The sequence below is a fragment of the Lacticaseibacillus sharpeae JCM 1186 = DSM 20505 genome, assembly GCF_001436225.1.
Taxonomy (GTDB): domain Bacteria; phylum Bacillota; class Bacilli; order Lactobacillales; family Lactobacillaceae; genus Lacticaseibacillus; species Lacticaseibacillus sharpeae.
In genome coordinates, this window is sequence record NZ_AYYO01000010.1 from 19,976 (window position 1) to 43,624 (window position 23,649).

Annotated in this window: 21 protein-coding genes; 19 read left to right on the plus strand and 2 right to left on the minus strand. The window is 53.7% G+C overall.

The genetic code is table 11. The features are described from left to right. The first annotated feature begins 69 nt into the window (after positions 1 to 69). The 3 genes from FC18_RS02700 to holA are packed head-to-tail and all read left to right on the plus strand — an operon-like array spanning position 70 to position 3,921. Positions 70 to 729 (plus strand): helix-hairpin-helix domain-containing protein, encoded by a 660-nt coding sequence (locus FC18_RS02700; RefSeq protein ID WP_156300765.1) that lies wholly within the window; start codon positions 70 to 72, stop codon positions 727 to 729. Further along, on the plus strand, positions 726 to 2,912 hold the full coding sequence (locus FC18_RS02705; RefSeq protein WP_056975406.1) for a ComEC/Rec2 family competence protein: 2,187 nt from the start codon (positions 726 to 728) through the stop codon (positions 2,910 to 2,912). Before FC18_RS02700 ends, FC18_RS02705 begins: the two co-directional genes overlap by 4 nt. A gap of 1 nt (position 2,913) precedes the next feature. Further along, positions 2,914 to 3,921: a DNA polymerase III subunit delta gene (gene holA, locus FC18_RS02710; RefSeq protein WP_056975459.1), complete on the plus strand. Its 1,008-nt coding sequence runs from the start codon at positions 2,914 to 2,916 to the stop codon at positions 3,919 to 3,921. Between the two features lie 67 nt (positions 3,922 to 3,988). Here holA and rpsO read toward each other — a convergent pair whose 3' ends face one another. Then, positions 3,989 to 4,258: a 30S ribosomal protein S15 gene (gene rpsO / locus FC18_RS02715; RefSeq protein ID WP_054675997.1), complete on the minus strand. Its 270-nt coding sequence runs from the start codon at positions 4,256 to 4,258 to the stop codon at positions 3,989 to 3,991. A gap of 249 nt (positions 4,259 to 4,507) precedes the next feature. On the opposite strand from rpsO, the gene rpsT reads away from it, so the two are divergent. From rpsT to FC18_RS02755, 8 genes are all read left to right on the plus strand, one after another. Then, positions 4,508 to 4,762 carry a 30S ribosomal protein S20 gene (gene rpsT / locus FC18_RS02720; protein WP_054675999.1) on the plus strand — a complete coding sequence of 85 codons (255 nt, stop codon included), beginning with the start codon at positions 4,508 to 4,510 and terminating at the stop codon, positions 4,760 to 4,762. Positions 4,763 to 4,964: 202 nt separating this feature from the next. Then, positions 4,965 to 6,647, plus strand: coding sequence for a ribonuclease J (locus tag FC18_RS02725; protein WP_056975407.1), 1,683 nt, complete (start codon positions 4,965 to 4,967; stop codon positions 6,645 to 6,647). A gap of 75 nt (positions 6,648 to 6,722) precedes the next feature. Next, on the plus strand, positions 6,723 to 7,652 hold the full coding sequence (locus FC18_RS02730; RefSeq protein WP_054676005.1) for a hypothetical protein: 930 nt from the start codon (positions 6,723 to 6,725) through the stop codon (positions 7,650 to 7,652). A gap of 199 nt (positions 7,653 to 7,851) precedes the next feature. Then, positions 7,852 to 9,042: an elongation factor Tu gene (gene tuf / locus FC18_RS02735; protein ID WP_054676007.1), complete on the plus strand. Its 1,191-nt coding sequence runs from the start codon at positions 7,852 to 7,854 to the stop codon at positions 9,040 to 9,042. Between the two features lie 301 nt (positions 9,043 to 9,343). After that, a complete protein-coding gene (tig, locus tag FC18_RS02740) occupies positions 9,344 to 10,624 on the plus strand; it encodes a trigger factor (protein WP_054676010.1) in 1,281 nt (426 codons plus the stop codon). 201 nt (positions 10,625 to 10,825) lie between these two features. Further along, positions 10,826 to 12,061: an ATP-dependent Clp protease ATP-binding subunit ClpX gene (gene clpX / locus FC18_RS02745; RefSeq protein ID WP_054676014.1), complete on the plus strand. Its 1,236-nt coding sequence runs from the start codon at positions 10,826 to 10,828 to the stop codon at positions 12,059 to 12,061. A 140-nt stretch (positions 12,062 to 12,201) separates the two neighbouring features. Continuing rightward, the gene (gene yihA, locus FC18_RS02750; protein ID WP_056975408.1) at positions 12,202 to 12,798 is read left to right on the plus strand and encodes a ribosome biogenesis GTP-binding protein YihA/YsxC; all 597 of its coding nucleotides are present in this window, start codon (positions 12,202 to 12,204) and stop codon (positions 12,796 to 12,798) included. Positions 12,799 to 12,813: 15 nt separating this feature from the next. Further along, complete coding sequence (locus FC18_RS02755) at positions 12,814 to 13,104, plus strand: nucleoside triphosphate pyrophosphohydrolase family protein (protein WP_054676017.1); 291 nt, start codon at positions 12,814 to 12,816, stop codon at positions 13,102 to 13,104. Between the two features lie 69 nt (positions 13,105 to 13,173). Here FC18_RS02755 and FC18_RS12010 read toward each other — a convergent pair whose 3' ends face one another. Continuing rightward, a complete protein-coding gene (locus FC18_RS12010; protein ID WP_156300768.1) occupies positions 13,174 to 13,347 on the minus strand; it encodes an SPJ_0845 family protein in 174 nt (57 codons plus the stop codon). 246 nt (positions 13,348 to 13,593) lie between these two features. Here FC18_RS12010 and FC18_RS02760 point away from each other — a divergent pair, with 246 nt between their 5' ends. From FC18_RS02760 to FC18_RS02795, 8 genes are all read left to right on the plus strand, one after another. Then, positions 13,594 to 15,030: an ABC transporter substrate-binding protein/permease gene (locus FC18_RS02760; RefSeq protein ID WP_420806081.1), complete on the plus strand. Its 1,437-nt coding sequence runs from the start codon at positions 13,594 to 13,596 to the stop codon at positions 15,028 to 15,030. Further along, positions 15,020 to 15,766 carry an amino acid ABC transporter ATP-binding protein gene (locus FC18_RS02765; RefSeq protein WP_054676019.1) on the plus strand — a complete coding sequence of 249 codons (747 nt, stop codon included), beginning with the start codon at positions 15,020 to 15,022 and terminating at the stop codon, positions 15,764 to 15,766. Before FC18_RS02760 ends, FC18_RS02765 begins: the two co-directional genes overlap by 11 nt. Positions 15,767 to 15,928: 162 nt before the next feature. Next, on the plus strand, positions 15,929 to 17,713 hold the full coding sequence (gene uvrC / locus FC18_RS02770; RefSeq protein WP_056975410.1) for an excinuclease ABC subunit UvrC: 1,785 nt from the start codon (positions 15,929 to 15,931) through the stop codon (positions 17,711 to 17,713). A 277-nt stretch (positions 17,714 to 17,990) separates the two neighbouring features. Next, complete coding sequence (gene obgE, locus FC18_RS02775; RefSeq protein ID WP_054676344.1) at positions 17,991 to 19,274, plus strand: GTPase ObgE; 1,284 nt, start codon at positions 17,991 to 17,993, stop codon at positions 19,272 to 19,274. 35 nt (positions 19,275 to 19,309) lie between these two features. Then, a complete protein-coding gene (locus tag FC18_RS02780) occupies positions 19,310 to 21,262 on the plus strand; it encodes an acyltransferase family protein (RefSeq protein WP_056975411.1) in 1,953 nt (650 codons plus the stop codon). A gap of 230 nt (positions 21,263 to 21,492) precedes the next feature. Further along, positions 21,493 to 22,452, plus strand: a complete 960-nt coding sequence (gene rnz, locus FC18_RS02785) for a ribonuclease Z (protein ID WP_054676022.1) — start codon at positions 21,493 to 21,495, stop codon at positions 22,450 to 22,452. Next, positions 22,436 to 23,236: an SDR family NAD(P)-dependent oxidoreductase gene (locus FC18_RS02790; RefSeq protein ID WP_169790595.1), complete on the plus strand. Its 801-nt coding sequence runs from the start codon at positions 22,436 to 22,438 to the stop codon at positions 23,234 to 23,236. The genes rnz and FC18_RS02790 overlap by 17 nt, the downstream gene beginning before the upstream one ends. Positions 23,237 to 23,241: 5 nt before the next feature. Next, positions 23,242 to 23,544, plus strand: a complete 303-nt coding sequence (locus tag FC18_RS02795) for a lipopolysaccharide assembly protein LapA domain-containing protein (RefSeq protein WP_056975412.1) — start codon at positions 23,242 to 23,244, stop codon at positions 23,542 to 23,544. The last annotated feature ends 105 nt before the right edge of the window (positions 23,545 to 23,649 follow it).

Here is a 23,649-nt window from a genome sequence, read left to right on the forward strand (position 1 = left end):
CCAAAAAATTTCACCAATTTTCGGGGGTTTTGCCGGTTTTTGGCGAAATCTATAGTGAGGTGATATTTTATGGCGAAAATTAAGGAGTATGTCCTGGCGTATTGGCAATATGGTGCCCTCGCGTTCTTGGCGCTGACGGCCGCAATCGTGTGGCTGACGGCGGTACGTAAACCGGCGGAATCAACGGTGTCCGTGGCGGATTCGTCCGTGTATACGAGTAGCTCTTCTGCTGTCAGTGGTAGTACGAGCGCCAACAGTAAACCAAGTAGTGGCTACGTGTACGTGTCGGGGGCGGTGAAGCACCCGGGGCTGTACCACGTGGGGCCCACCACGCGCTGGGCCGATGTGGTGCAGGCGGCAGGCGGATTAACCAAGGACGCCGATCCGGGGCAGGTGAATCTGGCCCAGATTGCCCATGATGAAGAAAACATGGCGGTGCCGGTGCGCGGCGAAACGGTCGCGACAGTCGCGCCCGTTAGTGGCAGCGGGCAAACGACGGCCGCTGGCGGTGCCAGTGCGGGTGGCAGTAGCACCCAGATCAATCTCAACACGGCAACTGTGACCGACTTGCAGACAATTTCGGGGATTGGCCCCAAGCGCGCGCAGGACATCATCGATTACCGTGACCAGCACGGCGGGTTCAAGACGGTCGACGAGTTGAAGGAGATTAGTGGCATTGGCGACAAAATTTTTGCCGACTTAGCGCCCAGCGTAACGGTGAGCCCATGAGCTGGGTGTTCGCCGCCATGTTGATGGTGCTTGGGACGCAGTTATTATTGCTGGGACCCTGGTGGCTCGGTGGCGCGCTGGTGATTCTGGCGGTGCTTAAGGGTCAGCGCAGCCGCAAACTGCCGCTGGTTGTGGCGGCAATCTTGGGCCTGACAACGGCAGGCTATGAGCTGCAGGCCACCAGGCAGCCGCCAGTGCCGCAGGGTGCCGTACGCGTGCAGCCAACTGCCATTAAGGTCAAGAATGGGTTTGCGACCTATACGGGGACGGCGGCTAACGGGGTACCGGTCACTGGTGGGGGGACGGTTGATGCACAGACCGCGCATGTTTTGGCCGCTTTAACCAGCCCCGTCATGCTGGATGCACCCGGCAGCTATGCCCGGATTGCTGGACCGACAAATTTGGCTGAGTTTGATTATGCCGCGTTTGCGTGGGCGCAGTACCACCAGGCATATCGGGCCACGGCCAAACAGCTAGTGGTGCGGCCGGTGGCCAAACGTGGCCTAGTTGATGCACTGTACAACTTACGCCGCTGGCTGATTTGGCGGATGGACACGCTGCCGGCGCACGTGGCCCTGTACGCAAAGGCGCTGCTGCTGGGCATTATCGATGATGGCGGAGATTTGCGCTCAACTTTTAGCAGGTTAGGAATCATCCACATGTTCTCGGTTTCCGGGTTGCACATTTTTGCAATCGTCGGCATGCTGTACGCCTTGACCAACCGGCTGAAAATCCCGCGGGAGTATACGGACCTATGCTTGCTGCTTGTCTTGCCGGCGCTACTGATCATCATTCCCCCCGGAGCCGGCATTGTCCGCGCGGTCTGGCTGCGGCTGAGCCAGGTGGTGGGCCACAAACTGCACGCGCCATTTTCCACGTTTGATTATCTGTGTTTGGTTTTCAGCGGCAATTTGTTAATGCAGCCCCGCGTCTTGTGGACGCTCGGCGGCCAGATGACCTACCTGCTCACATTTGTGCTGATTGCCGCGCCAAGTGTCCCCGCATTTGCTCAAAGTTTGCGGATGGCACTGGTCAGCGCGCCGCCGCTATTGCACGCGGTGTTTGGCTTGCACCTGCTCACGTTTGTGTTCAACTGGCTACTCATGCCCGTCTTTGAATCGGTGCTCATGCCGGCCTTGCTGTTTGCGTGTGTCTGGCCAACCTGTCCGCTTGTGTCAGGTCTGGACTGGCTAATCGGGCGGGGTGAGTCGGGTCTAATTTGGTTGGCCCAGCTTCCCGGGTACCTGACGTTTGGCGCATTACCATTTCTGCTCACGCTGATTTTTACGTACGTAGTGGTGCGGGCGGTGGCGAAACGCAAATACGTTCTGTGCGGTCTGACCGCGCTCGTTTGTTTTGCGGTGGTCAATGTGCACCCCAAATGGCGGGTGACGATGATTGATGTGGGTCAGGGGGACTCAATCTTAATCGAAGCGCCGTTCAAGCGGGCAAGCGTGCTGATTGACACCGGGGGGCGCGGCTTCGGTCAATCCAGTAACCCACCGGCGAAGCGCGCGACGCTCAATTACTTGGCGGCGCGGGGCATCACCCATCTGGACGCGTTGGTGTTGACGCACCCGGATGCGGATCACGTGGGCGATGCGGCGGTGATTACGGGCGGTATTAAGGTGCGCGAGATTGTTACCGCGCCGATTTCTGCTGGGGATGAAACCATTGTGGCGGCGCAAAAACTGGGGCACACCCACATGCACCTGGTGATGGCGGGCGACCATCTTCGCTACGGGCCGCTCGATTTGGCGGTGGTGGCCCCGAATCACGCGGATACGGAAGACACCAACCCAAATTCGGTCGTGCTCTATGGTACAATTGGGGACAGCAAATGGTTGTTCACCGGCGACGCTGACCAAACCGTGGAGAAGGAGCAACTGCTGCCGCAGAATCTGGCGGTGGATATGCTCAAGGTTGGCCATCACGGTTCGAAAACCGCCTCGGCGCCAGAATTTATCAACCAAATTCGGCCGCAACTGGGCCTCATTTCTGTTGGGGCCAATAATCGTTATGGGCATCCGCATCAGGAAACGCTGGCCACCTTTGCGCAGGCCCATATTCCGTTGGTCCTGACGAGTTCGGCGGGGATGATTTGGGTGGATGCTGATCGCAAGGCCCACATCGTCAACACATTTTTGCACCCGGAGACCGGGGAAAATGCAGGGAGTGAATAATTTGAACATCAACCAATTAACAAAAGCATTGCGTGCGGGCACGATTGCCCCGGTATACGTCGTGCAGGGACAAGAACGCGCCCTTGTGCAAGCGGCCCAGGAGCAGCTGCGGCAAATCATTCCGGAAGACATGCAGTCAATGAATTTCGCCCAGTATGACCTGCACGAAGTCAGCCTGGGCAACGCGCTGAACGAACTGGCGGAACCGCCATTTTTTGGTGACTTTCGCGAAGTCATGATAAGTAATCCAGACTTTCTCACCGGGGGTGGTAAGGCAGATGGGGATGTCGACGCACTGACTAATTACCTGAAGGCACCAGCAGAATCAACCGTGCTGGTGTTGATTGCGGACTACGCCAAACTTGATGCGCGCAAGAAGGTCGTGAAGGCGCTCAAAAAGGTGGCGCAGTTCATTGATGCGGGACCAGTTGACGAACGGCAGGCGCGCAGTAACATCACCCAGCAGTTGCGGGCGTCCGGGGTGGAACTGGATCCAGACGGCATGTCAGTGCTGTTTAGTCGTACGCAGGGCGATTACTCGGCCATGGTCGCAGCGGTGCCCATCTTGCGCACTTACGCAATGTCCAGTGGTCGCTTGACTGCCCGCGATGTTGAACGGTTGGTGCCTAAGCAGCTAAATGACAGTGTTTTTGACCTGGTTAGTGCGGTGCTGCGGCGGGACGTGACGCAGGCTCTCGGTTTGTACCGGGACCTGCTCGCCCAGAAGGAAGAACCACTGCGGCTCATTAGTCTGCTTGAGAGCCAATTCCGCCTGCTTCTTCAGGTGGAGACCTATGTCAGTCGGGGTTACACGCAGGGGGCGGCGGCCGAGCAGCTCAGTGTCCATCCGTACCGCGTGAAGTTGGCCTGGGGTGAGGTGCGCAAATTGCGCCGGGCAGATATGGATGCGGCGTACGTCATGCTGGTCAACACGGAAGCAGCGATGAAGCGGGGGACAGTCGACAAGGTGTTGGGCTTTGAACTCTTTGTCCTGCAGTTTGCCAAGTAGCAACCCCAAAAAGAGCATAAAAAAAGAAGGACCGCAAAAGTCCTTCTTTTTTTTGTTGTACCGTTGTCTAGTGACGCAGGCCCAAGCTGTTGATGAGGTCACGGTAACGAACGACGTCGGAGTTCCGCAGGTAACGGAGCAAGTTACGACGCTGACCGATCTTCTTCATCAGACCAACGTATGAGTGGTGGTCCTTCTTGTGTACGCTGAGGTGGTCGTTAAGTGCCAGGATGTCAGCAGTCAAAACTGCAACCTGAACTTCAACGGAGCCGGTGTCGCCTTCGTGACGAGCGTACTTTGCGATGATTTCGTTCTTCTGTGTCTGAGAAATAGCCATTGTGCTATTACCACCTTACATAATATTTGTTATTGCCCGAGACTGAGTGATACGCCGGTGGAGCGTAAAACTAAGTGAGGGTTCGCAATACAGATGTTAGTTTACATGAAATCAAGCATTCTTGCAAGGAAAGCTCATTAAATCGCGGCATAAGCGTTGCAAGTCATGCAAACCTTCTGTATAATGGCGTATGTTGAAACTTGGCAGTTTGCAACTTAATAAAAACCACTCAGTGTGGAGGTGAATCACATGCCACAGATTAAATCCGCTAAGAAGCGCGTTTTGACTCAGGAAGCAGCTCGTCAGCGTAACGCTGCACAGCGCAACGCAATGCGTTCTGCTGTTAAGAGCTTCAAGACCGCGAAGGCTTCCGATGCCGACAACGCTAACGACCTGTTCAAGGCCGCAACCCGCGCAATCGACATGGCTAAGAGCAAGGGTCTTATCCACGCCAACAAGGCTGGTCGCGACAAGAGCCGTCTCGCAGCAATTAACAACAAGTAATTAAACGCGTCAGCTGACGTTTCTAATACCTTGTACCGTAATGGTGCAAAAGGCCGTCTCATTTTGGGGCGGCTTTTTTGTGTCGTCATTATTATCATTGCATGCACTTATGCTTTAGAATGATAACGCCTTGTGGTAGACTGAAACTAAGTATTTAGATTCGAGCCCGATAAAACGGGAATTATATCTCTGAGGTGAAATAATGGCTAAGATCAATCTGGTCGCCCTCGGGGGGGTACGTGAAAACGGAAAAAACATGTACGCCGTCGAGGTAGACGACCAAATTTTTGTATGTGATTTTGGATTGAAATATCCAGACAATGATTTGATGGGAATCGATATCGTTATTCCAGACACAACTTACCTAGTGGACAATATCGATAAGGTAGCTGGTATCTTCCTATCCCACGGGCACGCAGATGCAATTGGGGCACTCCCGTACTTCTTGAGTGAACATAACGTCCCCGTCTATGGTAGTGAACTGACCATCGCTCTGGCCCGCATTGTGACCAAGCAGAACCCGAAGACGCGCAAGTTCAAGAACTTCCACGTCGTTGACGAGAAGTCCAACCTGAAGTTCGGCAAGACCTACGTCAGCTTCTTCCGCACGACCCACTCCATTCCAGGGTCAATGGGGATTGTGATTGGCACGCCGAATGGCCAGATTGTTTACACTGGTGACTTCAAGTTTGACCAGAGTGCCAGCGAAATGTACAAGACCAACTTTGGCCGCATCGCCCACATTGGTGACCGCAAAGTGCTCGCACTGCTTTCCGACTCTGCGAATGCGGAATCCCCATACCAGATGGCGAGTGAACGCGAAATTGCTGACAGCATCAACGAGTCCTTCAAGTACCACACTGGCCGGATTATCGTTGCCACTGTTGCCAGCAACATCATGCGCGTGCAGCAGGTGCTGAACGCCGCTGCAGCCACCAACCGGCGCGTTGTGCTGACTGGGCACGATGCCGAGAAGATTGTGCGTACGGCCCTGGACTTGAACTACCTGGTTCTGCCTAACCCAGACATTCTGGCGACGACCAAGGAACTCAAGACTTTGGCGCCAGAAGAAACGGTCATCCTGGAAAACGGCCGCATTGGGGAACCACTGAAGTCCCTGCAGAAGATGGCTAGTTCCCGGCACCGCCTGATTCACATCGGCGAAGGGGACCTTGTGTTCATCGTTTCCACCCCGTCCCACGCGATGGAAACCACGCTGGCCCGGACCAAGGACATGATTTACCGGGTTGGCGGTGAAGTGAAGGCCGTCTTTGATGACAAGCACGTTTCTGGACACGGTGCGCGTCAGGACTTGCAATTGATGATTAACCTGCTGCACCCCGAATACTTGATTCCGGTGCAGGGTGAATACCGTCAGCTTGCAGCCCACGCTGAAATTGCCGAAGAAGTTGGCATTCCGGCCGACCACGTAATCATTCCTGCACTCGGGGACATCATCAGCTACACCAAGGGGCAGCTGCATGTTTCCGGGAGCGCCCCAGCCGGTAACACCATGATTGATGGGATTGGCGTTGGCGACATCGGGAACATTGTTCTGCGCGACCGCAAGATGCTCTCTGAAGACGGGATTATGATTGCCGTTGTGACCATCGACCGGAAGAAGAAGCGCATTGTTTCCCGGCCGAAGATTCAAAGCCGCGGTTTTGTCTACATGAAGACAAGCAAGGACTTGCTCGCTGAATGTGGCAAGATTGTGGCTGACACAGTGCAGAAGAACTTGGACAACAAGGAATTCGACTGGAGTCACCTGAAGCAAGACGTTCGTGATGGCCTGGCCCGGTACCTCTTCGACCAGACGAAGCGCCGGCCAGTTATTCTGCCGGTAATCATGGAAGTAAACCAGAACAGCGCAAAACGTCAGTAACACAAGAACATTGACAGTTGAGGCTTTGACCTAGGTCAGAGCCTCTTTTTGTTTTTCGACGCATGGAGGATCAAAATGGGTAAGGTAATCAACTTTCCGCAGCACGCGGTTAGCAACAAGGAGATGCAAGAGCGCGCATTTGCGGCGTTCGCGGCGGGTAACAACAAGACCGCCGTTGAGTTGTACGAGAAGTACTTGCTGGTGGCGGAAAACAACAACGAACCAATTGATGCAACAGCCCTGGTGCAGCTGGGGCAGGGGTACATCAACATTAAACAATTCGGGGATGCGCTCGCTTTGGTTGACGATTACGGCCAGCAATTGCGTAAGAGCGAATCGGGTCGGGAATTAATCCTCGCGGCTGGCATTGCGGCCCCGGACTTCACCGTCATCGACACGGCGTTGCAAGTGGCACAAGGGACGGCGCAGGCTGAATCAATGCAGCGGCGCGCCGCTGAGTTTGAGTCGCAGTACACCCGGGAACACGCGGACGTGATTGCGCAGGCCCAAAAACAGATTGCCCACGTTGGTGCTGGCACCTTTGTGGATCAAGAACGCGTGGTGAATGAAATTCTACCGCGAATTCCCCTTAGCGCGGCTACGGATGCGGTGAAGCGCGCCTTGACCGACGCCGACGTGTTTCCGCTCATGCGCACAACGCTCGCCAGCTGGCTGCAGCGAATGCACCTAGACGAGGAGATTAGCGTGTATGTCTATGATGGTCTCTACGTATTTAACCCCAGCAAGACCCGCAGTCCGTTTGCAGATAACACGATGGCACAGATTATGACGGAATATGAACAACAATTTGGCGCTGATTTGGCATTCATGCAGGTGCAAGCAATCAAGATTTCGCTGATTTATCCGGCGCTTGACCAAATAATTAAAGAACCACACGTGTTTGCTGAACAGAGTATCAATCCGCAAAAAGAAACAAAATACGCCGCACTACAGGCCTGGATGGACCAGCAAATGACGATTATGGGCCAAATAGTGAATAATTAGCTTGAAAATCGTGTGAAATCGGCTATGCTCCGGTTTACACGGCGTCGAAAAATAGTTATAATCTTTTTCGGATATTGATTCCAACACAGGATTTACACTTTGTATTTCCGCTTATGTGTAGTACACTAGAATGTAAAGAATTCTCGGGATAGACGACTGTCCTGGTTTCTTACAAAATACTCAGGAGGTTCGTTTTTTCATGGCTGAAAAAGAACACTACGACCGTACCAAGCCACACGTTAACATTGGTACGATTGGTCACGTTGACCACGGTAAGACCACTCTGACCGCTGCTATTTCCAAGGTACTTGCAGACAAGGGGCTTTCAAAGGCTACTGACTTTGCCAGCATCGATGCAGCACCAGAAGAAAAGGAACGTGGTATCACCATCAACACGGCCCACGTTGAATACGAAACTGAAAAGCGCCACTACGCGCACATCGACGCTCCAGGACACGCTGACTATGTCAAGAACATGATCACCGGTGCTGCTCAGATGGACGGTGCTATTCTCGTTGTTGCCGCAACTGATGGTCCTATGCCACAGACTCGTGAACACATTCTGCTCGCTCGTCAGGTTGGTGTTGACTACATCGTTGTCTTCCTTAACAAGACTGACCTTGTTGACGATGACGAATTGATCGATTTGGTTGAGATGGAAGTTCGCGACCTTCTCTCCGAATACGATTTCCCTGGTGATGACATTCCTGTTATCAAGGGTTCCGCTCTCAAGGCTCTTGAAGGCGACCCTGAACAGGTTAAGGTTATCGAAGAACTCATGGACACGGTTGACGAATACATCCCAACCCCAGTTCGTGAAACCGACAAGCCTTTCCTTATGCCTGTTGAAGACGTATTTACGATCACTGGTCGTGGTACTGTTGCTTCAGGTCGTATCGACCGTGGGCAGGTTAAGATTGGTGACGAAGTTTCGATTGTCGGCTTGAAGCCTGACATTCTTAAGTCCACTGTTACCGGTCTTGAAATGTTCCGTAAGACGCTTGACCTTGGTGAAGCCGGCGATAACGTCGGTGTTCTGCTTCGTGGTATTGGCCGCGACCAGGTTGAACGTGGACAGGTCCTGGCAAAGCCAGGTTCCATCGAAACCCACAACAAGTTCAAGGGTGAAGTCTACATCTTGACCAAGGACGAAGGTGGCCGTCACACGCCATTCTTCTCCAACTACCGTCCTCAGTTCTACTTCCACACCACTGACGTTACCGGTGTCATCGCCCTCCCAGACGGCGTTGAAATGGTTATGCCTGGTGACCGTGTGACCTTCGAAGTCGACTTGATTGCACCAGTTGCTATCGAACTCGGTACGAAGTTCACCGTTCGTGAAGGTGGCCGTACGGTTGGTGCCGGTGTTGTTACCGAAATCCTCGACTAACATTACCGTTACCATTAAAGAAGCTTCCGCATTTGCGGAGGCTTTTTTATTACATATTTTGGATTGCCGGCTGCTGCTTAGGGCAATTAGCCTAGATTTTGATTCTGATTTTTGCCGCGTTAAGGGGTAAAAAATATTCGTGGTGGCTAAAGTAGTGGGTAATCCCCAGATTTCTTTCTTCAAAACCTTACTAGAAGGGGAAAATGATTTTACAATTGCAGGCATTTCATGTAAACTAGTACGGTATGTAACGCAACGTTACCAGCAGGGTGACGTTGACAACCAATGTCGGAGGAATACCATGACTGCAAAGTGGAACAAGACGGACGCCATCACTGGCGACCTGACTTTTGAAATTGACGAAGCAACAATTAAGGATGGCTTGGACAAGGCATTTGCTAAGGTACGCGGGAACATCACCGTACCTGGCTTCCGTAAGGGTAAGATTACCCGCGCTATCTTCAACAAGATGTACGGCGAATCCGCACTCTACGAAGACGCTCTGAACATCGTCCTTCCAGACGCTTACGACGCTGCTGTTGACGAAGCTGGGATCGAACCTGTTGACCAGCCTAAGATTGACATCGAAAGCATGGAAGCTGGCAAGCCATGGGGCATCAAGGCCACTGTTACCGTTAAGCCTGAAGTTAAGCTTGGCGAATACAAGGGCGTAACCGTACCTAAGCAGGACGTTGCCGTTTCTGATGAAGATGTTAACAAGGACCTGGAAGCAAAGCGCCAGGATCTTGCTGAAATGGTTGTTAGCGAAGATGCTGCCAAGTCTGGCGACACCGTTGTTATTGACTACACCGGGACCGTTGACGGCAAGGAATTCGATGGTGGTTCCGCTAAGAACTACTCCCTCGAACTTGGCTCAGGCTCATTCATCCCTGGCTTTGAAGACCAGCTCATTGGGCACAAGTCTGGCGAAGACGTAACGGTTAAGGTTACCTTCCCTGAGGACTACAACGCTAAGGAACTTGCTGGTAAGGATGCAGAATTTGCAACCACCATCCACGAAGTTAAGGTTAAGGAACTTCCTGAACTTGACGACGAATTTGCTAAGGATGCTGACGAAGACGTCGACACACTTGATGAACTCAAGGCTAAGATTCGCAAGGACCTTGAAGACAAGAAGACTGCCGATGCTCAGGAAGCTAAGGAAGAAGCTGCAATTAAGGCCGCTGTTGACAACGCCGAAGTTGAACAGATTCCGGACGCAATGATCGACACCGACGTGCAGCAGCAGATGGACCAGTACCTGGGCAACATGCAGCGTCAGGGTATCAGCACTGACATGTACTTCAAGCTCACCGGTACGACCGAAGACTCCCTGCGCGACCAGTTCAAGGAAAACGCCGCAACGCGTGTTAAGACCAACCTGGTTCTCGAAGCCATCGTTGCTGCTGACAACATCACGGCTGACGAAGACGAACTGAACGCCGAGATCGACCACCTGGCAACAGACTACGGCATGGAAAAGGACGCTGTCCGCAACGCCCTTAGCGATGACATGCTGGCACACGACATCACGATGCAGAAGGCAATTGCAAGCATCCGCGATGCAGCTGTTGAAGCTTAATTCAATTTAGCACGTGTTTGAAGCACCTCGTGACTTTGCGGTTGCGGGGTGTTTTTGCGTCAACAAGGCAGTTGGCCGCTTGTGTCCAGCGGCGGGACAGACCCAATTGCGTGTCCGCTTCCGCTTAGCCGGGACATATGGTAGCATTGGTTGACGATGGGGATACAGATGTGTTCCGATTAATTTGAGGGGTGAAACTATATGTATGACGACGTAGATACCAAGGAGACCGTGACCTGTTCTTTCTGCGGCAAGTCACAAGACCAGGTTAAGCGAATCGTTGCGGGCCCTGGAGTATATATTTGTAATGAATGTATCGACTTGTGCAAGCAAATCGTAGACGAAGAGTTCAAAGAAGAGTCAATTAAAAACCTGACTGAAGTACCAAAGCCACTGCAAATCATGAAGATCTTGAATGATTACGTGATTGGCCAGGATGCCGCGAAGAAGGCGCTGGCGGTTGCAGTTTACAACCACTACAAGCGCATTAACCAGATGGCGATTGCCAAGAAGGACGATACCGAGCTGCAGAAGAGTAACATTGCACTTATCGGCCCAACTGGTAGTGGGAAAACTTTCCTGGCGCAGAGTCTGGCCCGCATCCTGCAGGTGCCATTTGCCATTGCGGACGCAACGACGCTGACCGAAGCCGGGTATGTTGGGGAAGACGTAGAAAACATCCTGCTCAAGCTTTTGCAAAACGCCGATTTTGACGTTGAACGCGCGCAGAAGGGGATTATCTACATCGACGAAATCGACAAGATTGCCAAGAAGAGCGAGAACGTGTCGATTACGCGTGACGTTTCTGGTGAAGGGGTTCAGCAGGCGCTGCTGAAGATTCTGGAAGGCACGATTGCCTCCGTTCCGCCACAGGGTGGTCGTAAGCACCCGCAGCAGGAACTCATTCAGATTGACACGACCAACATCCTGTTTATCGTTGGTGGGGCCTTTGACGGCATCGAATCAATTGTGAAGAACCGCATCGGCGAGAAGACAATTGGGTTTGGCACTGACAGCAACGAGGAAATCGATGAAGATGAGAGCCTCATGCAGCAGGTCATCCCTGAAGACTTGATGAAGTTCGGGATTATCCCTGAATTCATCGGCCGGATTCCAATCCTGGCATCACTGGAAAAACTGACTGAAGATGACCTCGTGCGGATTCTGACCGAACCGAAGAACGCGCTGGTCAAGCAGTACACCAAGTTGATGGAACTCGATGGCAAGCAGCTCGAGTTCACGCCGGACGCATTGCGCGCGATTGCCCACGAAGCCATTGAGCGGGATACTGGGGCGCGTGGTCTGCGGTCCATCATCGAAAAAGTAATGCAGGACATTATGTTCGAACTGCCAAGTCGTAAGGACGTAACCAAAGCTGTTATTACTGCCGACACCGTTGCCGGCACGGCGGATGCAGAACTGATTCTGGCATCCTAAGCAGCACTTCTAGCAAGCGGCCAAACTTTCATTAGTTTGGCCGCTTTTGTTTTGCCTTTGCCGGCAGAATATTTAATTGCCGGGCGGGGCACTGAGCCGGTGCGTATGGTAAACTGTAACAAGTAGAAAGGACGGAGATTATGCAAGTTAACGATGTCGAAATCATTATCAGTGCCGTGCGCGCTGAACAGTATCCAGAAACGGGGCTACCCGAAATTGCCTTTGTCGGCCGTTCAAACGTGGGGAAGAGCTCACTGATCAACACGTTGCTGAAGCGCAACAAGGTCGCGCGGACGTCTTCCGTCCCGGGGAAAACCCAGACGATTAACTTTTACCGCTTGAACCAGGATCTACACTTCGTCGATGTTCCTGGTTTTGGGTACGCGAAGGTTAGTAAGGCGGATCGGGCCAAGTTCGCCACGATGATTGAGCAGTACTTGCAAACCCGCAAGCAACTCGCTGGGGTCGTGCAGCTGGTCGATGGGCGCCGTGAACCAACGGAACTGGATGAATCCATGTACCAGTACCTCAAGTACTACGAGGTGCCAACGCTGGTGGTCAGCACCAAGATTGACAAGGTGAAGAAGAACCAGTGGAACAAAACCGAGTCCCAGGCACGCAAGGGTTTACACCTGAATGCGGCCACCCCGTGGATTCCGTTTTCTTCCCAAACCAAAGTTGGGTATGACGAAGTGTGGGCGTGGATTGAACAGCAGTGTGGTTTAGACCAGCAATAAGAGAGGACGGATACCATGGAATTTAACGAATACCAACACCTTGCGAACCGGACACTTGAGGGGAACGAGCACGTGCTGACGAACTTGTCGCTCGGACTGGCCAGTGAGACTGGCGAGGCCATTGATTTGATTAAGAAGTACACATTCCAGGGCGCCGAGCTCAATAAGGACGACCTCAAGCACGAGATGGGGGACGTTCTCTGGTACCTCAGTCAGATTGCGCTGTGGGCGGACATTGACTTTGACGATGTTGCGCAGGCCAACATTGCTAGCTTGGCGAAAAAATATCCAAAAATCAAAAGATAGTATGCAACATTAACTGTATATATACAAAAAGAGCGGAACATGACGTTCCGCTCTTTTTGTACCGCTAAGTTACTTTTTGGTGTCCGTATTTTTCTTCAACCGGGCGTAGGCGGCGTCCCGCTCAGCCTCGCGTTCCTTCTTGCGTGGATCTACTTCCAGCTTTTTGTTCTTGTCATCAGGTAATGATGCGAACTGGTCGAAAAGCTTGTCCATATCCGTTTGGCGGTTAACTTTTAGTCCCATTATGCATTCTCCTTCGTGGCGGCTTCTGGCGCGCTGAATGTTTTCAGAGAGTATTATAGCACGAACGCCGGTGGCACCAGAATTTTTTTGAATTGGCACCGGTTGCAGCTGAATTTTTCATGAATATCGTGAATTTTCTTACATTTTTTGTTGCATAAATAATGATTTCTGTGTATAGTAATTTACATAAAGAAATCGAAGGGGATTTTGTTCATGAAGAAGATTAAACATTTCGTCCTTGCCCTAATGCTGGGACTGATTGCGGCGCTGGGCCTTACCGTCGCTAACCAGACCAACGCGGCAACGGACGACAGCTTACAGAAGATTCAGGATAAGGGCACCATCATCATGGGGACCAGTCCTGACTACGCACCATACGAATTCCTGGTTAACGTCGGGGGTAAGAACCGCGTTGAAGGGATGGACGTTGAAGTTGGGAAGCAGATTGCCAAGGACCTCGGCGTGAAGCTCAAGATTAAGCAAATGGACTTCGACCAACTGCTGGTTGCGCTCGAGACGGGTAAGGTGGACATGGTCCTCTCCGGGATGAGTCCAACCAACGAACGGGCCAAGAGTGTTGACTTCTCCCACGTTTACTACACTGGTGGGCAGGACATTCTGGTCAACAAGGCCGACGCTAAGCTCTACGCCAAGGGCCACACTGCACTGCAGGGCAAGAACGTCGGGGCCCAGACTGGTAGCCTGCAGTACGAGCTGGCGAAGAAGCAGGTGAAGGATTCTAAGGTTAAGGGCCTGTCCAAGGTTACTGACCTGATTCTGGCCTTGAAGAGCCACAAGGTCGACGCGGTCAACGTGGAAAAGCCAGTTGCGGAAGCTTACGCGGCGAACGACAACCAGCTTGTTGCCATCGACGGTAAGTACGAACTTGGCGATGACATGCAGGGGACTGCGGTTGGGTTCCACAAGGGGAGCAAGACCCTGGTCAATGCCGTAAACAAGACCCTGGACAAGATCAAGAAGGGCGACAAGACCACGGACTACCTGAAGACAGCAGGTAACTACATGGCTGGCAACACGGCGAACACCTCCATGATTCACTACTGGAAGTACTTCGCCCTCGGGGTTGGCTACACGCTGCTGATTACCGCCATTGCCGTTATCTTTGGGATTGTGCTCGGGATTCTGTTTGCCCTCATGCGTTTGGGTAAGAACAAGGTGCTCCACGCCATCGCCGTTGCCTACATTGAATTCATTCGGGGCACACCGCTGATGGTCCAAATCATGTTCGTTTACTTCGGGATTGGGATGGTTGTGCAGATTCCTGCCCTTGTTTCCGGGATCATCGCGGTTGGGATTAACTCCTCCGCATACGTTGCCGAAATCATCCGTGGGGGGATCAACAGTATCCCAGTTGGCCAGACGGAAGCAGCCCGTTCACTCGGGTTGTCTCAAGGCCAGACAATGAAGAGTGTTATCCTGCCCCAGGCCGTGAAGAACATCTGGCCCGCACTGGGTAACGAATTCATCTCACTGATTAAGGAAAGCTCCATTGTTTCCATCATCGGGGTTTCCGATTTGATTTACCAGCTGAAGGTTGTGCAGACCGCAACGTACCGGGGGATTGCCCCAATTGCCGTTGCGATGGTCTTGTACTTCATTATGACCTTCACACTCAGCAAGGTTCTGTCACACTTCGAAGGGAAGATGAAACATGTTGGATAATGCATTGTTAGAGATTAAGGACCTCAAGAAGTCCTTTGGTGAAAATGAAGTTTTGACCGGGATTACCGAAACCATCAACAAGGGTGACGTGATTGTTGTCATCGGTGCTTCTGGTGGTGGGAAGAGTACCTTCCTGCGGAGCCTGAACGGGTTGGGCGAACCAACCTCCGGCGAAATCCTCTTCGAAGGCACGAACCTGGTGGGCCTGGGCGAAAAGCAGCTCGATAAGATCCGGGAAAAGATGGGCATGGTGTTCCAGCAGTTCAACTTGTTCCCCCACATGACCGTGCTCGACAACATCACCCTGGCACCAATCAAGGTTAAGGGGCTGGACGTTGCGGCGGCGCAGAAAAAGGCCAAGGAACTCCTGAAGCAGGTTGGGCTTGAAGACAAGGCGGACGCATTCCCTGCAAGCCTTTCCGGTGGGCAGCAGCAGCGTGTGGCGATTGCCCGGGCACTCGCTATGGAACCAGACGTGATGCTCTTTGACGAACCAACCTCCGCACTGGACCCCGAAATGGTTGGCGAAGTGCTGAAGGTTATGCAAGACCTCGCTAGTTCCGGGATGACCATGGTTGTGGTGACTCACGAAATGGGCTTTGCGCACAAGGTTGCCGATGAAGTGTGGTTCATGGACGGCGGCCAGATTATTGAAAAGGGTAAGCCGGAAGAACTCTTCGACCACCCGAAGGAAGAACGGACTAAGGACTTCTTAGGCAAGGTCTTGGCCCAGTAATAGCAGTAACAAAACCCCTGAGGAAGCAGGCAGGACACCACGTGTGTTGCCTGCTTTTTTGCGTCTACGGGGGGACAATTGGGCTGTTCGTGCAGGTTGAACTTAGCCAGCATTACCGGTAGAATGTAACTACGAACAAACGTTTTGCAAGGAGGCGCAGCAATGGCGTCGGAACACATCGAACAGAAGCTGGCGTTGCTGCCAGATTTGCCTGGTAGTTACCAGATGAAGGACATCACGGGCAAGATTATCTACGTCGGGAAGGCGAAGAACCTGAAGAATCGGGTACGCTCGTACTTCAAGAGTAGCCACGACGGGAAGACGGCCAAGTTGGTATCCGAAATCGCCGACTTTGACTTCATCGTCACCAGTACGGACAAGGAGGCCTTCCTCCTCGAAATCACGCTGATTCAAAAATACCAGCCGTACTACAACATTAAGCTGAAGAAGGGGACGGGATACCCCTACATTAAGATTACGAACGAGAAGGACCCACGCACGATGATTGTCAGTGATGTGCGCAAGGATGGTGCGTATTATTTTGGCCCGTACCCCAACGTGTATGCCGCCGAAGAAACCTTGCAGTTCATTCAGCGCGTGTACCCACTGCGCCGCTGCAATGGCTATCAGGGCCGGCCATGTTTGTACTACCACATGGGTCAGTGCCTGGGGGCGTGCTTCAAGGACGTACCGCAAAAAGATTACGACCGGCAGATTGCCCGCATTAAGAGCTTTTTGAACGGCAATACGGCCAAGGTGAAGGCCACACTGACCAAGCAGATGCAGGTGGCGGCGGATAAGGAAGAGTATGAACGGGCGGGCGAAATTCGCGACCAGATTCGGTACATCGAAGCCACCGTTGAAAAGCAAAAGATTATCTCGACGGATCACACCACGCGGGACCTGTTCAATTTTTATATGGATAAGGGCTGGATTTCCATTCAGGTGTTCTTCATCCGCCAGGCGCGGCTGATGAAACGCGAAAAACGGCTGTTCCCCGTGGTGAACACGGCAGAAGAAGAATTCGAATCCTTCATCCTGCAATTCTATGACCGGAAGAACAACGTGAAACCGCGGGAAGTGCTCGTACCCGCGGGGATGAACAACGACGTGCTTAGCGACGTGATTGGCGTGCCAGTGCGCACCCCGCAGCGCGGTGAAAAGCGCGCCCTCATGGACCTTGCCGCCAAGAACAGCCGCATCACGCTGGAAGAAAAGTTTCGCTTACTGGAACTGGACAACCGCAAGACGGTGGACGCACAGGCCGAAATCATGGAGGCTCTGGGCTTGCCCCGGGACGGCCACGTCATCGAAGCCTTCGACCACAGTCACATTCAGGGCGCTGAACCCGTCAGTGCCATGGTGCAGTTCGTTGACGGCCGACCGGAGAAGAACAACTACCGTAAGTACAAGTTGGCCCAAGATGAGGGTGACCACAGTGCGAACGAAGACGCCAACACGCGTGAGGTCATCCGCCGCCGGTACACGCGGCTGCTCAAGGAACACCACCCGTTCCCCGACCTAATCCTGATGGACGGGGGCGCCATTGAAATGAACGCCGCCAAGGATGTGCTCGAAAACGAGTTGAACTTGGACATTCCGGTGGCGGGGATGGTGAAGAACAACAAGCACAAAACGGCCGCGTTGCTATATGGCAACTTCGACCAACCGATTGATCTGGACCCGCGTAGCCAGGGGTTCTATCTGCTGGAACGAATTCAAGATGAGGTGCACCGTTTTGCCATCACCTTCCACCGCCAGCTGCGCAGTAAGACCAGCCTGACGAGTCGGCTGGAGGAGATTAAGGGTGTGGGCCCGAAGACCCGCGCCAAGTTGATGCGGGAATTCAAGACGATTAACAACATCAAGGCCGCGAGCGTGGCGGAGTTGCAGGCGGTCGGCATCAGCAAGACAACCGCCCAGACAATCAAATTGGCCCTAACCTAACCGTTATTTTTACCAGATGTTTGTCTGAAGAAATGGCATAATGGTGCGGGTTTGCATTGCTTTTTGCAGCTTAGGTCTGTATCCTAAGATTAGGAAAGATTGTGGGGATTATTCCCAGTCGATTGCGAAGCGGAGCACATCCACCAGGCTGAACCGGTGGGTGCGGCCCGCTTCGCCGATTTTAACCGCCGGGATTCCGGCCGACTACGGTTACTGGGGCGCACCCCTTGAAAATTGGTTAAAAGGAGAGTTCCCGCTGCGTGCGGGACATAAAAAAATGTTTGTAGATCAAGTCACAGTTGAAGTACGTGCCGGTAAGGGGGGCGACGGTGCCGTTGCCTTCCGTCACGAAAAATTCGTTCCGTTCGGTGGCCCATCCGGTGGTGATGGTGGCCGTGGGGGGAGCATTATTTTCTATGTTGACTCCGGACTGAACACCCTGATGGATTTCCGTTACCACAAGCACTTTAAGGCGACCCGTGGTAGCAACGGGTTGGCAAAGGCGATGTACGGGAAGGCCGCGGAGGACACCCGTGTTGCCGTTCCTGCCGGCACCAGCGTTACTGACGCGGATACCGGTGAATTTATTGGCGATTTGACGGAACCCGGGCAGGAGCTCGTGGTTGCGCGCGGTGGCCGTGGTGGCCGCGGGAACATTCACTTTGTTTCCCCGAAGAACACTGCACCCGAGATTGCCGAAAATGGTGAACCAGGCCAGGAACGCTACGTAACCTTGGAACTGAAGGTGCTCGCGGACGTCGGTCTGGTTGGGTTCCCTTCTGTCGGTAAGTCCACCTTGCTGGCCGCAGTGACCGGGGCCAAGCCGAAGATTGCGGCTTACCACTTCACCACCTTGGTCCCGAACCTCGGGATGGTACGCCTGGATGATGGGTCTGACTTTGTCATGGCCGATCTGCCTGGGCTGGTTGAAGGTGCTGCGACCGGGGTGGGTCTCGGGATGCAGTTCCTGCGCCACGTTGAACGCACGCGGGTAATCTTGCACCTGGTCGAGATGGATCCCCTGAACGGGCGCGACCCGTACACCGACTTCCAGCAGATTCAAAAGGAACTGTTGACTTACGATGACAACATGTTGGACCGGCCCGAGATTATCGTGGCAACCAAGATGGATGCACCGGGGGCCGACGAGCGCTTCACCGAATTTCACGACCAGTTGATTGCCGCTGGGTTTGCTGAAGACCACATCATGGCCATCTCCAGTGTTACGCACAGCAACCTGCAACAATTGCTGCACAAGACGGCGGAACTACTGGCCAGTGCACCGGCAATTGCGGATGACCACCACGATGCGGACGAGAAGACGTACGCACTGAAGGACGAAAATGCCTTCGAAGTCACGCCTTCTGAATACGGCTTTACCGTAACTGGGAAACGCATTGAACGGGCCGTCGCCATGGCTAACTTGGATCACGATGATGGGGTTATCCGCTTTGCCAAGACATTGCGGACTATGGGGATTGACCAAGCCTTGCGTGATGCGGGGGCCGAAAACGGCGATGAGATTACGATTGGCGAATTGACCTTCACCTTCGAAGAATAGTGACGTTGTAACAGATTTTTAGAAGATAGTGAGTAATGCGCATGGAGCAGCGAAAGAAGCGTCGGTATATTACCGGCTTTGATGGGTTACGCACAATCGGGGTACTGGGGGTAATTTTATATCACATCCGTCCGGACATTTTCCGGGGCGGGTACCTCGGTGTGCCGATATTTATGGTCGTGTCCGGTTACCTCATTACGGACGGGCTGATTATGGAATTCGACCGCAGTAATGGGTTCGACTTCCGCGGGTTCTGGCAGCGGCGGATTAAGCGCCTCTATCCAGGACTGGTGTTAATGCTGCTGGCAACAAGCGCGTACATTACTTTATTTGCGCGGGGATTACTGCATAATTTGCACCAGATTGTGCTCAGCAACTTGCTGTACGTCTATAACTGGTGGCAAATTGCCAACGGTCAGTCCTACTTTGCGCGGTTTGCACAGGGGGACAGTCCGTTCACCCACTTATGGACGCTGTCGATTGAGGGGCAGTTCTACCTAATCTGGCCGCTGCTGATGCTGTTGATTTTGCGGCGCACCAAGAAGGATTACAAGAAGCGGGGCATGCAGCTCGCCCTGATTCTGGCGGTGATTTCTGGTTTACTCATGGCGATTTTGTACCAGCCGAAGACCGGGGTTCCGTTTGACCCAAGCCGCCTGTATTACGGGACGGACACGCGGGCATTCAGCATTTTGCTGGGCGCCGCGCTCGCCTTTGTGTGGCCAAGTTCACGCCTGGCCGAAGACGTACCGCGTACGGACAAGATGGTGCTAAATGGCATCGGGACAGTATCGCTAATCGGCATGCTGGCAATGGTGATTTTCACCACCGACCAGAGTCCGTTCTTGTATCGCGGCGGTATGTTCATCTTTTCAATCTTCGTGACCCTGTTGGTGGCCGTTGTGGCGCACCCAGGGGCGGTGTTCAATCGACTGCTGAGTAATCCCGTCTTTACGTGGGTCGGCCGGCGTAGTTACGGACTGTATCTGTACCAACTGCCGGTGATGGTGTTCATGGAGTCTAAGGCCACGAACATCGCTGATCACCCGGTCCTGTACCCGGTAATTGAAGTCATCTTGATTGTCTTGATTACTGAGTTCTCGTACCGCTTTGTTGAACAGCCACTGGCGCACGCAGATTATTCATTCGCTGGCTTTAAAAAATACGTCCAGGCAGTGCGCGTTAACCGCGCGCAGCTCATCCGCACTGGAGTCCTTGCCCTCATCGCGGTGATTGGGCTGGTCGGCGTCATGCAGGCGCCGTCTGCAAAGGCGGTCGGCGAGTCGCCGCTGCAAAAGCGCTTGACTGACACCAAAAAGGATAAGGCTGCTAACCGCAAACGATTGGCGGCCATGAAGAAGGCCCTCAAGGAGTCTGATTCAACCAAGAGTAGTACGGTCAAGCAGTCGAGCAGCGCGGTTAAGCCAAGCAGTTCGTCGAGCGCTAAGCCGCAGAAGACTAAGCCGGTGGCGGGCCTGACCGCGGCGGAGACGGCGCGGGCACAGAACTTGCGGGTTGTTGCCGTTGGGGATTCCGTCATGAAGGACGGCGAACCGCTGCTCGAGAAGATTTTCCCGAAAGCCTACGTTGATGCCGTCCCATCACGGCAAGTCAGCGACGGTGTGGCTGTAATGAAGAAATATGCGACGACGGGCGCACTGGCGAACACGATTCTCGTTGGTTTGGGTACCAATGGCCCGCTGACCAAGGAGTACTTGGATCAAGTGATGCACATTGCAACGCCTAAGCGGCAGGTGTACTGGATTAGTGTCCGCGTGCCGACGAAGCAGTGGCAAAACACGACCAACGCGGCCCTCAAAGCGGGGGCGGCACACTATCCGAACCTGCACGTGATCGATTGGTATGCTTACGCCAACAGCCACGATGAATGGTTCTATAAGGATCGTGTCCACCCGACACCGAGTGGGGCTAAGTACTACGCGACGTTTATTGCCAAGAACTTAGTGGGAACTGCAACAAATAAATAAATATCTTGCTCCGGATTGGCCCGCGTAAGTGCGGTCAATCCGGATTTTTTTGGCTGTGGGGCAATCACGTCCGCGTACTTTTGTTTCGGTATGTTATGATATAGGGTAAGCTAAAATGCACTGAGGATGGTAATGTTCCGCAGCCGCCAAGAACCGCGCGGCGCGTTGCCCGTTGGCCTGGCGCCACGCGGCTGGTCGCGGAACTCCTAGAAATGGATGGCAATACTTAAATGGAAATTTTGTTTTTAGGCACCGGCGCTGGTTCACCTGCGCGCGGGCGAAACGTTAGTAGCTTGGCTCTGAAACTGCTCGATGAACGGAACGAAATCTGGTTGTTCGATTGCGGTGAAGGAACCCAACACCAAATCTTGCGCACGACGATTCGGCCCCGTAAAATCACCAAAATTTTCATCACCCACAACCACGGGGACCACATTTTCGGCTTGCCCGGTTTCCTGGCTAGCCGCGCCAACCAAGGCGGCACCGAACCCCTAACGATTTATGGGCCCAAGGGAATTGAAGACTTCGTCCGGACAAGCCTCAAGGTGACACAGACCCGGTTGTCCTACCGCCTTAAGTTTGAGGTCTTAAAGCCCGGCGTGGTGCTTGATGACAAGACGTTCACGGTTACTTGTGATCACTTGGACCACCGGATTGAAGCATTCGGCTTCCGCATTGCCGAGAAGGACCATGAAGGCGAACTGCTGATTGATAAGGTCCGGGAAGCAGGCATTCCTGCCGGTCCCGCCTACTCACGCTTGAAGGCGGGCGAGACGGTCACCTTGGCTGACGGGCGGACGTTTAACGGGCAGGACTTCATCGGTCCCGCCCAGCATGGCCGGACCGTGGCCATCTTCGGTGACACCCGGCAGACCCAATCCGAATTGGCCCTGGCCAAGGATGCGGACGTCCTGGTGCATGAGAGCACGTTTGCGGGCGAAGAGGCCCGGATGGCTAAGCAGTACTACCATTCCACGAACGTCCAGGCGGCGCGGCTGGCGAAGCAGGCGGGTGTTCACCGCTTGCTGCTGAACCATATTTCTGCTCGTTATGTGGGCAAGATGGCCCGCGACTTGGAGAAGGAAGCCCGCAAGATCTTCGCGAACACGCGGGTGGTTGCGGACTTGAACGAATTCGATATTCCGTTTATCAAAACCCATGCGGAGGATACTGATGACAATGACCAATAATTCATTGCGCGGCAAAGTTGTCGTGATTACTGGCGGCTCCAGTGGCATTGGCCGGGCCGTAGCACTGCAGGCTGCAAGTGCGGGGGCAACAATCGTGCTCCTGGCGCGCAACTTGACGAAGCTGGAAGAAGTCCGCGTTGCGGCGCAGTCCCGGGCGCACCGGCCCGCGTTTGCATTCCAGCTGGACGTGTCCGATCCGGTGAATATTGATGCGGTCTGGCACCAGGTGCTCGAAACCGTGCCGCGCGTTGATGTGCTGCTTAATGCGGCCGGCTTCGGGGTGTTCACCGAAGCACTGGACACGCCAATGGCCACAACGGAGAAGATGTTCCGCACCAACGTTTTGGGGCTCATCTACATGACCCGCCTGGCGGGCCGGCAGATGCTGGCGCAGGGCAGTGGGCACATCATCAGCATTGCCTCCATGGCCGGTAAAATTGCAACGCCCAAGTCGGCGGTGTATGCGGCAACCAAGTCCGCGGTTATTGCCTACAACAACGCGCTGCGCCTTGAACTGCGGCCACACGGGATTGAGGTGACCACCGTTAACCCTGGACCCGTGGCCACGAACTTCTTCAAGACGGCTAAGGCGGAGGACTACGAAGCCAAGGTAGCGATGTTTACACTTGATCCCGAAAAACTGGCCGCCCGCATCGTCGGCGCGTTTGGCCGGCGGGTCCGTGAAATCAATGCGCCCGTCATCATGAACGTTGCCGCCATTGCGTACCCGATGGTTCCCCGGGTGGGTGATTGGTTGGCTGGAACAATATTTAACCGGAAGTGATTGAAATGAAAAATCAACGTCGATTTGTGCTCATTCTCGTGCTTGTGCTCCTTGTGGTGATTTTTGCCCTCCAAAATAGCCAGCCGGTCGTAGTTAACGCGCTAATGGCGCATTTCCAGTGGCCGCTGATTATCGTGATTGTGGGCAGCCTGCTGCTTGGGGCCTTGATTACCCTCCTGCTGTCAGCGTCCAGCATTGCGGCGGCACGCAAGACGACCGCGCGCTTGCAGGAAGAAGTTAACCGCCTGCGCAATCAGCCGAAGAAGGCCAAGCAGGTCATTGAAACCCCTGCGGATGAAGACAAATAAACAACTGAAGGAGAGACTGCGCTTGGCGTGGTCTCTTTTTTGGCTGCACTGCAACCGGCGCCGAACTTTGAGTGAAACTTAACCATTTGACCTTTACTGACCAAA

Coding starts and splice junctions, on each gene's coding strand:
- FC18_RS02700 (WP_156300765.1), top strand. CDS start 70: ATGGCGAAAATTAAGGAGTATGTCCTGGCGTATTGGCAATATGGTGCC.
- FC18_RS02755 (WP_054676017.1), top strand. CDS start 12,814: ATGGAATTTAACGAATACCAACACCTTGCGAACCGGACACTTGAGGGG.
- FC18_RS02705 (WP_056975406.1), top strand. CDS start 726: ATGAGCTGGGTGTTCGCCGCCATGTTGATGGTGCTTGGGACGCAGTTA.
- tuf (WP_054676007.1), top strand. CDS start 7,852: ATGGCTGAAAAAGAACACTACGACCGTACCAAGCCACACGTTAACATT.
- FC18_RS02760 (WP_420806081.1), top strand. CDS start 13,594: ATGCTGGGACTGATTGCGGCGCTGGGCCTTACCGTCGCTAACCAGACC.
- FC18_RS12010 (WP_156300768.1), bottom strand. CDS start 13,347: ATGGGACTAAAAGTTAACCGCCAAACGGATATGGACAAGCTTTTCGAC.
- FC18_RS02780 (WP_056975411.1), top strand. CDS start 19,310: ATGCGCATGGAGCAGCGAAAGAAGCGTCGGTATATTACCGGCTTTGAT.
- rpsO (WP_054675997.1), bottom strand. CDS start 4,258: ATGGCTATTTCTCAGACACAGAAGAACGAAATCATCGCAAAGTACGCT.
- tig (WP_054676010.1), top strand. CDS start 9,344: ATGACTGCAAAGTGGAACAAGACGGACGCCATCACTGGCGACCTGACT.
- FC18_RS02725 (WP_056975407.1), top strand. CDS start 4,965: ATGGCTAAGATCAATCTGGTCGCCCTCGGGGGGGTACGTGAAAACGGA.
- clpX (WP_054676014.1), top strand. CDS start 10,826: ATGTATGACGACGTAGATACCAAGGAGACCGTGACCTGTTCTTTCTGC.
- rpsT (WP_054675999.1), top strand. CDS start 4,508: ATGCCACAGATTAAATCCGCTAAGAAGCGCGTTTTGACTCAGGAAGCA.
- yihA (WP_056975408.1), top strand. CDS start 12,202: ATGCAAGTTAACGATGTCGAAATCATTATCAGTGCCGTGCGCGCTGAA.
- FC18_RS02730 (WP_054676005.1), top strand. CDS start 6,723: ATGGGTAAGGTAATCAACTTTCCGCAGCACGCGGTTAGCAACAAGGAG.
- FC18_RS02790 (WP_169790595.1), top strand. CDS start 22,436: ATGACAATGACCAATAATTCATTGCGCGGCAAAGTTGTCGTGATTACT.
- rnz (WP_054676022.1), top strand. CDS start 21,493: ATGGAAATTTTGTTTTTAGGCACCGGCGCTGGTTCACCTGCGCGCGGG.
- FC18_RS02765 (WP_054676019.1), top strand. CDS start 15,020: ATGTTGGATAATGCATTGTTAGAGATTAAGGACCTCAAGAAGTCCTTT.
- uvrC (WP_056975410.1), top strand. CDS start 15,929: ATGGCGTCGGAACACATCGAACAGAAGCTGGCGTTGCTGCCAGATTTG.
- FC18_RS02795 (WP_056975412.1), top strand. CDS start 23,242: ATGAAAAATCAACGTCGATTTGTGCTCATTCTCGTGCTTGTGCTCCTT.
- obgE (WP_054676344.1), top strand. CDS start 17,991: ATGTTTGTAGATCAAGTCACAGTTGAAGTACGTGCCGGTAAGGGGGGC.